This is a genomic window from Streptomyces sp. NPDC051180 (genome assembly GCF_040689545.1).
Lineage (GTDB): Bacteria > Actinomycetota > Actinomycetes > Streptomycetales > Streptomycetaceae > Streptomyces.
This window is the reverse complement of sequence record NZ_JBFBBC010000017.1, coordinates 124,194-136,816: the sequence shown is the minus strand read 5'-3', so window position 1 is coordinate 136,816 and position 12,623 is coordinate 124,194. Positions and strand designations below refer to the sequence as shown.

At 74.9% G+C, this 12,623-nt stretch carries 10 protein-coding genes; 5 read left to right on the top strand and 5 right to left on the bottom strand.

The window, feature by feature from the left end; all coding sequences use genetic code 11:
• On the top strand, positions 1-1,352 hold a 1,352-nt coding region (locus AB0424_RS26625), incomplete at its 5' end, for an FUSC family protein (RefSeq protein WP_366309071.1).
• A gap of 41 nt (positions 1,353-1,393) precedes the next feature.
• Here the strand turns inward: AB0424_RS26625 and AB0424_RS26620 are convergent.
• A complete protein-coding gene (locus AB0424_RS26620; RefSeq protein WP_366309070.1) occupies positions 1,394-2,047 on the bottom strand; it encodes a TetR family transcriptional regulator in 654 nt (217 codons plus the stop codon).
• The gene (locus AB0424_RS26615; protein WP_366309069.1) at positions 2,044-3,540 is read right to left on the bottom strand and encodes an MFS transporter; all 1,497 of its coding nucleotides are present in this window, start codon (positions 3,538-3,540) and stop codon (positions 2,044-2,046) included. The genes AB0424_RS26620 and AB0424_RS26615 overlap by 4 nt, the downstream gene beginning before the upstream one ends.
• Positions 3,541-3,878: 338 nt before the next feature.
• Here AB0424_RS26615 and AB0424_RS26610 point away from each other — a divergent pair, with 338 nt between their 5' ends.
• Both AB0424_RS26610 and AB0424_RS26605 read left to right on the top strand, forming a co-directional pair.
• Entirely contained in the window at positions 3,879-5,048 is a 1,170-nt protein-coding gene (locus tag AB0424_RS26610) for a LacI family DNA-binding transcriptional regulator (RefSeq protein WP_366309068.1), read from the top strand.
• 107 nt (positions 5,049-5,155) lie between these two features.
• Positions 5,156-7,576 carry a polysaccharide lyase 8 family protein gene (locus AB0424_RS26605; RefSeq protein ID WP_366309067.1) on the top strand — a complete coding sequence of 807 codons (2,421 nt, stop codon included), beginning with the start codon at positions 5,156-5,158 and terminating at the stop codon, positions 7,574-7,576.
• Positions 7,577-7,669: 93 nt separating this feature from the next.
• Here the strand turns inward: AB0424_RS26605 and AB0424_RS26600 are convergent, their stop codons facing one another.
• Positions 7,670-8,077: a hypothetical protein gene (locus AB0424_RS26600; protein WP_366309066.1), complete on the bottom strand. Its 408-nt coding sequence runs from the start codon at positions 8,075-8,077 to the stop codon at positions 7,670-7,672.
• 167 nt (positions 8,078-8,244) lie between these two features.
• Positions 8,245-8,766 carry a GNAT family N-acetyltransferase gene (locus AB0424_RS26595; RefSeq protein WP_366309065.1) on the bottom strand — a complete coding sequence of 174 codons (522 nt, stop codon included), beginning with the start codon at positions 8,764-8,766 and terminating at the stop codon, positions 8,245-8,247.
• 207 nt (positions 8,767-8,973) lie between these two features.
• Here AB0424_RS26595 and AB0424_RS26590 point away from each other — a divergent pair, with 207 nt between their 5' ends.
• Both AB0424_RS26590 and AB0424_RS26585 read left to right on the top strand, forming a co-directional pair.
• Positions 8,974-9,768: a polysaccharide deacetylase family protein gene (locus AB0424_RS26590; protein WP_366309064.1), complete on the top strand. Its 795-nt coding sequence runs from the start codon at positions 8,974-8,976 to the stop codon at positions 9,766-9,768.
• A gap of 122 nt (positions 9,769-9,890) precedes the next feature.
• Positions 9,891-11,306: an amidase gene (locus AB0424_RS26585; RefSeq protein WP_366309063.1), complete on the top strand. Its 1,416-nt coding sequence runs from the start codon at positions 9,891-9,893 to the stop codon at positions 11,304-11,306.
• Between the two features lie 45 nt (positions 11,307-11,351).
• On the opposite strand, the gene AB0424_RS26580 is transcribed toward AB0424_RS26585, so the two are convergent.
• Positions 11,352-12,623, bottom strand: a complete 1,272-nt coding sequence (locus tag AB0424_RS26580) for an MFS transporter (protein ID WP_366309062.1) — start codon at positions 12,621-12,623, stop codon at positions 11,352-11,354.

The following is a 12,623-nucleotide window of genomic DNA, read 5'->3' as shown; positions in this document are numbered from 1 at the left end:
CGCCCGACGGGCGGGCGCACGCCCGCCTGCAGGAGGCGCGCCGGACGCTGGCGGCCACCGAGGACGGCGCTCCCGCCGCGCTGCGCCGCAGCGCGGCGCTGCTGGAGGTGGCGGACGCGGCCCTCGCCATGTCCACCGCGGCCGACATCGCCGTACGGGGCCGGGCGGCCGACCCGCCGGCGCCGGGCCGGTTCTGGTACGCGCGGCAGCGGGCGCCCCGGCTGTGGTGGCGGCGGCTGTCGGGCCACGCCGGCGGCCGGTCGGTCTTCTTCCAGAACGCCGTACGCATCAGTCTGGCCCTGGCGGCCGCACGGCTGATCGCGGGCATCGACACGCTCCCGCACGGCTTCTGGGTCCTGCTCGCGACCCTGACACTGACCCGGACGACGGTGCGCGAGACGAGGGCGACGGAACGCAGGGCCCTGACCGGCACCCTCGTCGGCGCGCTGGTCGCGGCGGCCCTGCTGGCCTTCGTCGGCACCGACATCGAGGTCTACGCGGTGGCGCTGCCGCCGCTGATGCTCGTCACCTTCACCCTGGGCCCGGTGAAGGGCGTCGGCTGGGCGCAGGCCCTGTTCACCGTGGTGGTCGCGCTGGTCTTCGCACAGCTGGCACCGGCCACCTGGCAGCTTGCCGAGTTCCGGCTGCTCGACGTGCTGACCGGCAGCGCGATCGGCGCCGTCTTCGGCCTGCTGGCCTGGCCGCGGGGCGCCCACGACGAGCTGCGGCGGTCGGTCGCGGTGCTGCTCCGCGTCGTCGCGGAGAGCGTGGTGGCCACGACGGCGCAGATCGCGGCGGGCGGGCGGCGCGTGCCGGTGGTCACGGCGCCGGGGCACCGCGGCCTGCAGCACGCCCTGGTCATGGCCGAGTCGGCGTACGCCCAGTACCAGAGCGAGCCCCGGGGGCCCGGGCCGCCGCCGGCCCACCACCCGGACTGGCAGGCCGCCCTGATCGCCGGACACCACACCCTGTGGGGCGCCGACCGGCTCCTCGTCCCGGCCGAGCCGGTCGTCGTCCCGCCGCTGGGCCCGGAAGCCTCGGAGGCGCTCGTCCGCTCGGGCGACCGCGTCGCGGCGGGCATGCTGCTGACCTCAGCCCGCATGGACCCGACCGGGGACACCGCGGAGACGCCGGTACCGCTCCACGCTCCCACCGCCTCCGCGGCCCTGGCCGCCGAGCCGCCGGGCGCACCGCGCGCGTACTACGCGACCGTGTCGTGGCTGGCGTCGTTGACGATCGACCTGGAGCGGCTCGTCGCGGAGAGCCGCGACGGTACCGGTACGGACGGGGAGGGAGGCTCCGGCGGCGCGACCGGTGCCGCGGGGGCTCGGGTCGGCGAGCGGGGCCGGTGACACCCGGGGAGCGCCGTGCGGGGCGGCCCCGACGCGGTCGTTCAGCCCCCGTCGACGAGGTGCTGGATGCCGGGGGCGTAGAGCTCCGCGAGCCGCGCGGGGGTCGTGTCGGCGGTGGCGCCGTCGGGGCGGTGGAGACTGAGGGTGGCGCCCAGGCCGAGGAGCTGGCCGGCGACGAGTTCGGCGCGCAGGCGGGCGTCGGGTCCGGTGAGGAGGCCGGTGAGGCGGTCGGTGATCTGCTCGCGGAAGCGGGCGCGCAACAGGGTGCGTTCGTCCTCGATGCCGAGGGAGAAGACGACGCGGAGGAGCGGGTCGCCGCGGAGCCGGTCGCGGAGGTCGACCATGGTCAGGACGAGGTGTCGGCCGAGGTCGGGAAGCGGGGCGGCGAAGAGTTCGGCGGCGGCCGGCCGGAAGTCGACGACCGTGTTGAACAGGACCTCCTTGCTGCCGAACCGCTTGACGATCAGGGACGGGCTCACGCCGGCGGCCGCGGCGATGCCGCGCAGGGTGACCTCTGCGTAGGGCTTGAGCGTGAACGCCCTCCGTGCGGCGCGGATGATGGCCTCGCGCCCGGTCCCGGGGCCCGCTTCCCCCGCGTCCGCGGCGGGATCCGCCGAACCCCGGCGTCCGTCGGGGGCGCCGGAGCGGTCCGCTCCGTCCGTCGCCGGGGCGGTGGGTTCGTCGGCGGTGCTCATGCGTTCCCTCGGGCGGCACTGGTGGGCGGTGACACCGTGACCGTACCGCCCGCCCGGCCGCCGCCGCGCGGGGCGTCCCGGCCCGGGCGGTCGGAGGGCAGGAGGAGCGTGGCGGCGAGGGCGGCGAGGGCCGCTCCGGCGGCGATCAGGAAGATCAGCAGATAGGCGTGGAGCGTCGGCGCGGTGCGGCCTGCCGTCACGAAGGTGAGGTGGGCCAGCACGGCGGTGACCACGGCGCTGCAGCCGGCCTGGCCGACCGAACGCATCAGCGTGTTGAGGCCGTTGGCCGAGGCGGTCTCGCTGACCGGCACGGCCCGCATGACGAGGGCGGGCAGCGCGGAGTAGGCGATGGCGGTGCCGCAGGCGACCACGGTGGCGCCGGCGACGATCAGCCAGAGGCTGTGGCTGGTGAAGAAGCGCACCACGTAGCCGAGGGCCATGACGACGGCCGCGAGCCCGAGCGCGGTGCGGGGCCCGTACGCGGCGGAGATCCGCGCCGAGACCGGGGACAGGGCCACCATGGCGAGTCCGCCGGGCAGCAGACAGAGGCCGCTGACGACGATCGACGCGCCCAGCCCGTAGCCGGTGCTCGTGGGCTCCTGTACGAGCTGTGCGGTGACCAGGGAGTTCGCGTAGAACGCGAAGCCGATGAGCAGCGCGGCGACGTTGGTGAGCAGCACCGCGGGCCGGGCGGAGACCCTCAGGTCCACGATCGGGGACGAGGTGCGCAGCTCGTACCGGCCCCAGAGCAGGGCGAGGAGCACCGAGGCGCCGAGCACGCCGAGCGTCGGCGGCGAGGTCCAGCCCCAGCCCGAGCCCTGCGTGATCGCGAGGAGCACGCCGACCAGCACCCCGGCCAGACCCAGCGTGCCCGGTACGTCGAAGCGTCCGGGCGAGCGGACGGCCGACTCCGGCACGATCCACAGCACGAGCGCCAGGTCGATCAGGCCGAGCGCGGCGGATGCCCAGAACATGGTGTGCCAGTCGAAGTTCTCCGTCACGACGGCCGCCAGGGGCAGCCCGACTGCCGCGCCGATGCCGAGCGTGGAACTCATGAGCGCGATGGACGGCAGGACGCGTTCGGCGGGCAGCTCGTCACGGATGATGCTGATGCCCAGCGGGATCACCGCGAGGGCCGCGCCCTGGAGGGCCCGGCCGGCGATCAGCACGCCGATGTCCGAGCTGACCGCGCAGAGCACCGAACCGAGGGTGAGCACGCCGAGCGAGGCCAGCAGGACCCGACGCTTGCCGTACATGTCGCCGACCCGGCCGAGTACCGGGGTGAACACCGCCCCGGTGAGCAGGGTGACCGTCACGAGCCACCCCGCGGCGCCCGTGCTCGCACCCGTCAGTTCGGGCACGTGCGGCAGCAGCGGCACGACGAGCGTCTGCATGACCGCGACGACCACGCCGCAGAAGGCCAGGACGGGGACGACGAACCGCGCTCGGGGCTGGTCGGGCGTCGTACCGGGTGCGGGTGTCGCGGGCTTCATCGTGCTCCAGAGCCTGTGCGGGTGCCGGGGAGGGCGAGGGGTGCACATCCGTTCACCCCTCTCAGGGTAAACAAGTGTGCACCCCCTGCCAAGGTCGCCGGTTCCGTATCCTCCGGCACGCGGTTCCGGACCGGCTGGAGTCCCGCTGGTGGGCGGAGCGGCCGGGGCGGGTCCCCCCGCCGTGCGCGCCGGGTCCGGTGCCGGTGGAGCCGGCGCCGCGTCGTCGGCGGACGCCGGAACGGGGCGCTCCGTGCCCGATCTGTCGGTTGCCGGTCACCTCCGGTCGGGCGGTGGGCTACGCTGCGCGCGCCATCGACCGGAGCGAAGGGGCGGCGCCGATGCGGGAGAGCGTGGAGCGGCGGCACCGCCGGATCCTGCGGGTGGTGCGCGAGCGGGAGAGCGTGCGGATCGGTGAACTCGCGGCGGAGCTCGGGGTGTCCGTGGAGACCGCCCGGCGGGACGTGGCCGCGCTGGCGGACGTCGGGCGCGTCCGGCGGGTGCACGGCAGCGTCACGTGGCCGACCGCGCCGCTGAACGCGCGCGACGCCAGGATCGCCCGGCGGAGTGCGCCCCGCGCGTCGGGCGGACCGGTGCTCGGGATGGTGGTGCCGGTGTCCGACTACTACTTCCGGGCGGTCATCCAGGGCGCGCGGCAGGCGGCGGCCGACGCGGGCGCGCGGCTGCTCGTCGGCATCACGGACTACTCGGCCGACCGGGACCTGCAGCACGTCGCCACCCTGCTCGACGCCGGGGTCGACGGCCTGCTCCTCGCGCCCAGCTGGACCGTCGGGGGACCCACGGCGGAGGAGGCCGCGCGCTTCGCCGAGCCCGCGGTGCCCGCCGTCCTCGTCGAGCGGCGCATCCCCGTCGGCGTCCCCGGCGCCCACCTGGACCGGGTCGTGTCGGACCACGCCGGTGGGGCGGCCCTCGCCGTGCGGCACCTTGCGGAGCTGGGGCACCGCAGGGTCGCGCTGCTCGCCCGGCACACCCACACGCGGCCCGCGGTGCGCGCCGGGTACCTCTCCGCGGTCCGGGCCCTCGGCCTTCCCGAGGACGACCTGTCGCCCGCGGCGGCCGGGCCGTGGGGGCACCCCGACGACGTCGGGAGGGAGCGGCTGTCGGCGCTCGTCGAGGCGGGGGAGGTGCGGGCCGGGCTCGTGCACACCGACATCGACGCCCTGAACCTCCTGCAGTGGCTGACCGCCCGCGGGGTGCGCGTGCCGGAGGACTTCGCGCTCGTCTGCCACAACGACGAGATGGCGGCGCTCGCCGACGTGCCCCTGACATCGGTCAGTCCCGCGACCTTCGAGGTCGGCGAGGAGGCGGTCCGCCTGCTGGTGCGGCGCCTGGAGGAGCCGGACGCGCCCCACTCCGCCGTCGAGTGGCTGCCGCGCCTGGTGGTCCGGGACTCGTGCGGCGCCCGCGGCCGGGCCGACGGCCGCGCGCCGGCCGGGGCCGTCCCTGGGAAGACGTCCCCCCGACGCGCCCCGTCGTCGACCTCGCGCTGACCGAAAACTGCCCGATCCGCCGCCGTCCCTTGACGGGGAGAAAGCGCTTGCGGAGGCTGCCGTCCAGGCATCGCCCCCTGACTCCCCTCCGCAAAGGCTGGTTCCCCATGGCCGCACCGCTCCGCCGCCGCACCTTCCTCCAGGCGTCCGGAGGCACCGCGCTGACCCTCGGACTCACCGGTGTCCCGGCGGCCCGGGCCGCCGCGGGGACCGCGGGGACCGCGGACGCGCAGGAGTTCGCCGCCCTGCGCGCGACCTGGCGCGACCTCGTCCTGGGCACCGGGTTCAGCCCCACGGCCGAGCCGTTCCGGACCCTCCTCGCGGACCTCGGCGCGAGCGCCCGCGGGCATCTGGCCGCCATGGCGCCGACCGACGGCTCGCTGTGGCCCGACGCCGTGTGGCGCGACCCCGAACCGGACACCGACGCCGAGTCGTACGCCTTCTCGGCCATGATGAACGAGAGCTACAACCGGCTGAGCACCCTCGCCCAGGCGTGGGCGCAGCCCGGCACGGGCCTGACCGGCGACCCGGCCGTGCTGGCGGCGGTCCTCACCGGCCTGGACCACCTGTACGCCCGGGTCTACAACGAGCACACGACCCGCTACGGCAACTGGTGGAACTGGCAGATCGGCGGGCCTCAGACGCTGATGGACATCTGCGTGCTGGTCCACGAGCACCTGCCGGCCGAGCGGATCGCCGCGTACTGCCGCGCCGTCGACCACTTCGTGCCGGACTCCGTCTTCGACTCCTACACCGGCACCTCCACCGGGGCGAACCGCGTCGACCTGTGCCGCAGCGTGATCCTGCGCTCCGTCGTCGGCGAGAACGCCGACCGGCTCGCCCGCGCGGTCGACGCCCTCGACCCGGTCTTCCCCTACGTGACCGGCGGCGACGGCTTCTACGCCGACGGGTCCTTCGTCCAGCACCGCAACGTCCCGTACATCGGCGGCTACGGCTCCGTGCTCCACGACGGCGTCGGACGGCTCATGGCCCTGCTGCGCACCTCGCGGTGGCCGGTGGACTCCCCGGACGCGCAGCTCTTCCTGGACACGGTGGAGAACGCCATCGCACCGTTCGTCCACAACGGCCTGATCATGGACAACGTCTCCTCACGGGGCATCAGCAGGGCGGGGACCTCCGACCACACGCGGGCGCACGCGCTGCTGGCCACCATCGTGCTCGTCGGCCAGGGCGCGAGCCCGGAGGAGAACGCCCGCTGGCGCGCCATGGTCAAGGGCTGGATGCTCCGCGACGTGTACTTCCCGCCCCTGAAGAACCCGAAGCTGAGTCTGGTCCGGGCCGCCCTGCTCCAGTCCGTCCTCGACGACGACTCGGTGAAGCCGGCCGCCGAGCCGGTGCGGCACCGGCTGTTCCACCACATGGACCGGGCCACCCACCGCCGCCGGGGCTGGTGCGCGTCGGTGTCGATGGCCTCGGAGCGCATCGCCCACTACGAGTACGGCAACGGCGAGCACGCCCGCGGCTACCACACCGGCGCCGGCTGGCTCTCCTGGTGGGGCGACGACTTCGGCCTGGAGCAGTACGCGGACGCGTACTGGCCGACCGTCGACCCGTACCGCCTGCCCGGCATCACCGCCTCCCGCAAGCCCCTGGCCGACGGCGAGGGCGGCAACTGGGGCCAGCCCATGCCGGCCGCCGCGTGGGTCGGGGGCACCACCGACGGCGAGTTCGGTGCCACCGGGCAGCACCTGATCGGCCTGTCCTCGACGATGAACGCCAGGAAGTCGTGGTTCTGGCTCGACGACGCGGTTGTCTGCCTCGGCGCGGGCATCACCTCCACCGACGGGTACGCGGTCGAGACGACCGTGGACAACCGTGCCCTCGGCACCGCCGGCACGCCGGCGCTCACCGTGGACGGCCGGACGCAGCCGGACGGCCAGGGCGTGCGACGGACCTTCGAGGACGCCCGCTGGGCGCACATCGCGGGCCACGCCGGCTACGTCTTCCCCCAGGGGATGCGGCTCGGCACCGTACGCGAGGAACGCACCGGCGCCTGGCGCGACATCAACACCGGAGGCCCCACCACCCCCCTCACCCGCCGCTACCTCACCCTCTTCACCGACCACGGCGCCGACCCGGTGGACGCGGACTACGCGTACGTCCTGCTCCCCGGCGCGAGCGCACGGACCACCGCCCAGCGCTCCGCGGACCGGGGATGGCTGCGGATCCTCGCCAACACCGGTGCCCGGCAGGGCGTGCGCGTGCCCCGGCTCGGCCTGACCGCGGTCAACTTCTGGAGCGCCGGCTCCGCCGGGCAGCTGTCCGCCGACGCCCCCGCCTCCGTCCTCGTCCGCGAGCACCGGGACGGGACGGCGACCGTCGTGGTCTCCGACCCCTCCCGGCGCGCGACCTCCCTGGAGGTCACCTGGAACCGGCGCGTCCGCGCCGTCCTGTCCAAGCCCGCCACCGTCACCTCCGCGACGACCGGCTCCGCACTGAAGCTCGCCTTCGGCGACCTCACCGGGCTCGCCGGTGCTCCCCAGCGCGTCCGGGTCCGGCTGGGCTGAGGCGGAGGAGCCGGCGCGGGGCCGTGGACCCGGCCCCGCGCCGGCCGCCGGACGAGCCGCGGCGTGCGAGCGGGACGACGGTGGGTGCTTCCGTCAGGCGGAGGCCGCCGTGAACAGCTCCTCGTGCACCTCGTCGAGGACGAAGCCGTTGTCGAGGCGCACGCGGACCGTCACACGCACCGACCGCTCCTGGTAGGCGGTCCACTCGGCCTCCAGGGAGCCGACCTGCTCCTCCAGCTGCCCCCTGCTGCCGGGCGGCATCTGGGAGCCGAAGTCGTCGAGGAGCGACTTGAGCCGCAGGTACTCGCGCACCCCGTGGCTCTGCTCCCTGGCGTGCTCGTCGACCCGCTCGACGGTGCCCTCGGTACCGGAGGCCAGGGACAGGAAGCCGGCGACGCCCTCCGCCCCGGCGTCGGGGTCCCCGGCGCCGGCCACGGTGAGGGAACCGGTCAGCCGGACGTCGGCCGCCAGTCGTACGCGACGGCCCTCACGAAGCGTCATGGTCGTTCAGCTCTCTTCCGGTTCACGGTGGCCGAGCACCTGCCGGAGCAGGCGGGTCGGCGCCAGGCGGTCCTCGACGGACTCCACCCCCACCAGCCTAGGGCGTGTCCGGAAAGCGGTGAGATCGCCCCGGCGCGGGCGCCGGCCTCTGTCGCGTACGGCCTGGGTCAGGGGGCGAGCCGGAGTTCCCAGCGGATCTCGCCGTCGTGCCACCGGTCGGTGGGGGAGAGCCCGGCGGAGCGGGCGACGGCCGCCGAGGCGATGTGGTCGGGATGGATGTGGGCGACCAGGGTGTCGACCGGGCCGGCGGAGAGCCGGTCGACGAGCGCCCCGACCGCCTCGCGGGCGATGCCGCGGCCCTGCCAGGGGACGCCGACGACCCAGGCGATCTCGGCGGTCCGTCCGACGACCGTCGCCTGCACCGTGCCGACCAGGCGGTCCTCGTCCCGCAGCCGGACCACCCAGTTCAGCCACACCTCGTCCGGGCGCGGCGAGCCGGCCGTCATCCGCCGGTAGCGCGCGCGGAGCCGCTCCGCGTCGTCGGGCTCCCCGCCGATGAAGGCGTGCAGCCGAGGGTCGCCGAGCACGACCGCCATCTCGTCGGCGTGCTCCACCCGCAGGGGACGCAACTCCAGCCGGGCGGTCGGCGGTACGGCCGGCCCGGCGCTGGTCCAGTCGTCGCCGACCATCGATCCGACACCCTTTCAGCACGAACGCGTGAGATGCCTCACCGTACGCGAGCCGGCCCACGCGCCGGAGCCCGGCCCTGGCGGGAGCGGAGCCGGAAGGCGCCCCGGTCCGCCCGAACGGTCGGGCCGCCGTGAAACCTTCGCCGTGCTTGTACCGTCCTCTCACCTGGGAGTCGGTCGAGAGCGCACGGGGAGTGAGCGGTCTTCATGGGGCAGAACACGTACAGGACGCACATAGCCGTGGCGGCCTCGGCGGTCGGGATCAGCCTGGCGGTCTGGGCCGCCGCCGCGCTGACGAACGGCGAGACCGCCGCGAGGACGGACGCGGCGCCGGGGGAGCGCACGCCGACCGAGCAGGCGCAGAAGCCCGCCAGGGTCCCCGCGCAGCGGGTGCCCGAGGGGATCGCGCACGCCGCCGAGGCGGGCGGCAGGGCCGTGAACATCACCATCGACGACGGGCCCGACCCGCGCTGGACCCCCCAGATGCTCGACATCCTGCGGCAGCACGACGTCAAGGCCGTCTTCTGCATGATCGGGCCTCAGGCCCGGCAGCACCCCGGCCTGGTGAAGAGGGTCGTCGCCGAAGGCCACCGGCTGTGCGACCACACCATGACCCACGACACCTCGATGGACAGGAAGTCCGTGGCGTACCAGCGGCGGCAGATCCTGGACGCCAAGCAGATGATCGAGGACGCGGCCGGGGGAGCGAAGGTCGAGTACTACCGGGCGCCCGGAGGCGCGTTCACCCCGGCCAGCCGGCGGATCGCCGCCGCGGCGGGAATGCGCCCGCTCGGCTGGAACGTCGACACCAAGGACTTCGAGAAGCCCGGCACGGCCTCCATCGTCCACACGGTCAAGAACCAGCTGTCCAACGGGCCGACGATCCTCTTCCACGACGGCGGCGGCGACCGCGGCCAGACCGTCGCGGCCCTGCGGCAGGTGCTGCCGTGGCTCAAGCAGCACGGCCATCCGTTCAGCTTCCCGGTGCGCACGGCCCCCTGACGCCCCCGCGAGCCCCGGGTCCCTCTTCCCGAGGCCGCGTCAGGCACCGACCCCTCGCGTGTTACTCATCGGTACGGAATGATGGCGGGCAACCATCCAAACGGCCGGGGGCTGAGGTAGCTGTGACGTCTTTCGAGCAGATGACCAGGGTGCACGCGTTCCGGGACGACGCCCTGGGGGAGCACGACGCCGTCGGGCTCGCGGCGGCGATCCGGCGCCAAGAGGTGAGCGCGGCCGAGGTCGCGCGGGACGCCGCGGAGCGCGTACGGGACGTCGAGGGACGGCTCCACGCCGTGCAGGCCCACGTCGCCGACCCGGTGCCCGCCGCCGGCGCGGACGGGGCCTTCGCCGGCGTCCCGACCTTCGTCAAGGACAACACCGACTACCAGGGGCTGCCCACCGGCCACGGCAGCGCCGCCTTCACCCCCCGGGCCGCCCGGCGGCACGCGCCGTTCGCCCGGCAGTTCCTGAGCACCGGCGTCACCGTCCTCGGCAAGACCCGGCTCCCCGAGTTCGGTTTCAGCCCGAGCACGGAGTACGAGGGTGCCGAGCCGGTGCGCAACCCGTGGCACACGGACCACTCGGCCGGCGGCTCCTCGGGCGGCAGTGCCGCGCTCGTCGCCGCCGGCGCCGTCCCGATCGCCCACGCCAACGACGGCGGCGGCTCGATCCGGATCCCCGCCGCCTGCTGCGGACTCGTCGGCCTCAAGCCGACCCGGGGCCGGGTCGTCGCCAACGCGCAGAGCGCCCGACTCCCGCTCGACATCGTCGCCGACGGCGTCGTCAGCCGCTCCGTGCGCGACACCGCCGCCTTCCTCGCCGCCGCCGAGAACTACCGCCGCAACCCCAAGCTGCCGCCGGTCGGCCGCGTGGAGGGCCCGTCGGGGCGCCGCCTGCGCGTCGGCTTCCTCCTCGACTCGCCGAACGGCGTCCGCGCGGACGACGCCACCCGGGCGGCCGTCACCGACACGGCGGCGACGCTGGAGCGCCTCGGCCACAGCGTGGCGCCGGTCGAGCCGGTCATCGACCCCCGCTTCACCGACGACTTCCTCACCTACTGGGGGCTGCTCTCGTTCCTCATCGGGACCACCGGCCGCACCCTCGGCCGGGACTTCGACCGACGGCGCATGGACGGCCTCAGCCGCGGACTGCACGAGGCGTACGTCCGCAACTGGCGCCAGACCCCTGGGGTGCTGCGCCGACTGAGGCAGACCAAGGTGGCGTACGCGGCGGCCTTCCGCGGATTCGACGTCCTGCTCTCGCCGGTGCTCGCCCACACGCCGCCGCCGATCGGGCACCTCAGCCCCGAGGTGCCCTACCCCGAGCTCGTCGAGCGGATCCTGCGGTACGTGGCGTTCACCCCGCTCGACAACATCGTCGGCACGCCGTCGATCTCGGTGCCCGCCCCCGCCGCGACCGAGGAGGGGCTGCCCGTCGGCGTCCTGTTCTCGGGCCGCCCGGGCAGCGAACGCACCCTGCTCGACGTCGCCTTCACCCTGGAGGCCGACCGTCCCTTCCGGCGGATCCAGGACGCCTGACGCCCCGGGGCCGGGCCGTCTCCCCCGAGCCCGGCACGACCGGCCCTAGGGGACCGGATCGGCGGCCTTCGCCTCCGGGGCCCGGCCCAGGCGGCGGACGGCGGGCACGGCGAGCATCACGCCGATGCAGACGAGCCCCATGACGGAGGAGAAGAGCAGGACGCGGTCGGCCCCGTAGGCGTCGGCCGCGGGGCCGGCCAGGACGCGGCCGAGCGGGATCACCATGATGGAGCCGGCGATGTCGTAGGCGGACACCCGGCTCAGGACGGCCAGCGGGATGTGGGACTGCACGCTGGTCGCCCACATGACGCCCCAGAAGGCGAAGCCGCAGCCGGCGACGGCGCCGGTGAGCGCCGTGACGGTGAAGGACCAGCCGAGCGCCGGGGCCAGCGGGTTGAGCGTGAAGAAGAACATGGCGCAGGCCCCCGCGACCAGCGGGCGGCCGGGCCGGACCCGCATGCCGAGCAGGCCGCCCACGATCGTGCCGGCGCCGTCGGCGGAGGCGATCCACCCGTATCCGCTCGCGCCGTGCTGCTCGGTGAGCAGGGCCGCGCCGAGCGGCAGCGACGGACCGAAGACGAACAGCCCGTACACGGCCCAGACGACGATGACGCCCCACAGCCAGGAACGGGACCGGAACTCGTGCCAACCCGTCGCCAGTCTCCGCAGCAGCGGGTCGTCGCTGTCGTCGCCGTCGTCCCCGCCGGTCCGCAGTCCCCGCAGGGACAGCAGGCCGAGCGCGCTGAGCGCGTAGGCCGCCGCGATCACGAGGAAGGACCCGGCCGTGCTCCAGTAGGCGGCGAGGAGGCCGGCGAGGCCGGGGCCGAGGAGCGTGCAGATCGCCTCGGCGATCCGCAGCAGCGCGTTGGCCCGCTGGATGTCCTCGGCGACCTGGGGGACCAGGGCGGCCAGACCGGGCTGGAACATGGCCGTCGCGGCGCCGCTGACCGCCATCAGCGCCATCACGTGCCAGAGGCGCACCTCACCGCCGCCGAGCAGGGCGGCGAGCGTGAGCATGGCCGCCATCCGCACCGCGTCCGCGCCGACCATCATCACCCGCGGGGTGAACTTGTCGGCCAGCGCGCCCCCGAACAGGATGAGGAGCACGATCGGGGTCATCCAGGCGGCCAGCGCGTATCCCACGCCGCTGGCGCCGTACCCCGCGGCGAGCACGCTCGTCGTGATCGAGACCATCAGCATGCCGTCGGCGAGGAGCGACGTGCCGCGGGCGGTGAAGAAGAGCCGGAAGCGCGAGGAGCGCCACGGGCTGGGAAGGGCGTCCGGCGCCGGCCGGACGGTCACGTCATCCATCGTCAT

Bases quoted from the DNA above. Each gene is read 5' to 3' on its own strand.
- AB0424_RS26600 (WP_366309066.1), bottom strand. From the start codon at position 8,077: ATGACGCTTCGTGAGGGCCGTCGCGTACGACTGGCGGCCGACGTCCGG.
- AB0424_RS26620 (WP_366309070.1), bottom strand. From the start codon at position 2,047: ATGAGCACCGCCGACGAACCCACCGCCCCGGCGACGGACGGAGCGGAC.
- AB0424_RS26580 (WP_366309062.1), bottom strand. From the start codon at position 12,623: ATGACGATGGATGACGTGACCGTCCGGCCGGCGCCGGACGCCCTTCCC.
- AB0424_RS26590 (WP_366309064.1), top strand. From the start codon at position 8,974: ATGGGGCAGAACACGTACAGGACGCACATAGCCGTGGCGGCCTCGGCG.
- AB0424_RS26615 (WP_366309069.1), bottom strand. From the start codon at position 3,540: ATGAAGCCCGCGACACCCGCACCCGGTACGACGCCCGACCAGCCCCGA.
- AB0424_RS26605 (WP_366309067.1), top strand. From the start codon at position 5,156: ATGGCCGCACCGCTCCGCCGCCGCACCTTCCTCCAGGCGTCCGGAGGC.
- AB0424_RS26610 (WP_366309068.1), top strand. From the start codon at position 3,879: ATGCGGGAGAGCGTGGAGCGGCGGCACCGCCGGATCCTGCGGGTGGTG.
- AB0424_RS26595 (WP_366309065.1), bottom strand. From the start codon at position 8,766: ATGGTCGGCGACGACTGGACCAGCGCCGGGCCGGCCGTACCGCCGACC.